This window comes from Mycolicibacter sinensis, assembly GCF_001667945.1.
Classification (GTDB): Bacteria; Actinomycetota; Actinomycetes; order Mycobacteriales; family Mycobacteriaceae; genus Mycobacterium; species Mycobacterium sinense_B.
This window is the reverse complement of the sequence record NZ_LZJK01000109.1, coordinates 1-942: the sequence shown is the minus strand read 5'-3', so window position 1 is coordinate 942 and position 942 is coordinate 1. Positions and strand designations below refer to the sequence as shown.

Sequence of the window (942 nt, the reverse complement as noted above, 5' to 3'; positions counted from 1 at the left end):
GCGCCATCGCGATCGACCCGGCCGTGGCCCCTTGCGAGTAGCCGAAGATCCACAGCGGGTTTTCGGCATCGTAGGCGTCGGGGTTGGCATCGAGTTCGGCGTGCACCGCCCGCACGATCTCGGCGGCCCCGACGAAGCTGCTGTGGCCCTGCAGGATGAGTTGCGGGGTGGAGAGCACCTGCAGCGGCGAATCGCAGGTGCCGACGCCGATGACGCACACCGTCGGATCATCGCCGGCGTCGAAGCCCAGTGGCTGCAGGAAGAGATCGGCCGCGGTCTGGGCGAAGGTCGGTGACGGCGTGGACAAGGTGGTCGGGCCGATGAAGAACGCGGTATCGGCGAGCAGGTTGACGTCGGTATAGGTGGCGTGGACCGCCGGCGCGGTGAGCACCCCGCCCGCGACGGTGCTGGCAATCGCAATCGGCGTCAAGGCCTTGGTCAGCATCACGGGGCGTCCCCTTCACCGCAGAAGCTAAAGAATTCCTGAGGGCGATCATGGCAGCGACGCCGGACAGAAGTCAATGGACTGCCATCTGGGACGGCCGCTGTTCCGGGCTCCTACCACCGCGGCGCCGTTGACTCTCGTCATGCGAGAATGCCATTATCGGCTTTTCATGTCCTGTCGGCCGGCTCTTACATAAAAACTAGGTGTGTCGGAATGAACGTAACCAAAGCTTTCGCCCCGCTCGCCGCCGCGAGCGTGATCGCCGCCGGCGTCGCCGCAGCTCCGGTCGTCCAAACGACATTCGCCCGGGTGGCCCTGCTGTCGGACACCGCGATCTTCGTCGGCGGCACGATGTTGCCGACGCCGTCGGCGGCCTTCGCGCAGACCGCGGCCGATCTCTTCCTGCAGCCACTGGGCTTCGACGCCGGCGATGATCCGACGGTGTGCGTCATCGGCGTCGGCACCTGCGATTCGCCGCTGCAGGTGCTCTCCACCCC

Annotated in this window: 2 pseudogenes; one reads left to right on the top strand and one right to left on the bottom strand. The window is 66.5% G+C overall.

The window, feature by feature from the left end:
* Window positions 1-445, bottom strand: a pseudogene (locus A5694_RS14565) (PE-PPE domain-containing protein); the annotation flags it as partial.
* 213 nt (window positions 446-658) lie between these two features.
* Here A5694_RS14565 and A5694_RS14560 point away from each other — a divergent pair.
* Window positions 659-942: pseudogene (locus A5694_RS14560) on the top strand (PE-PPE domain-containing protein); the annotation flags it as partial.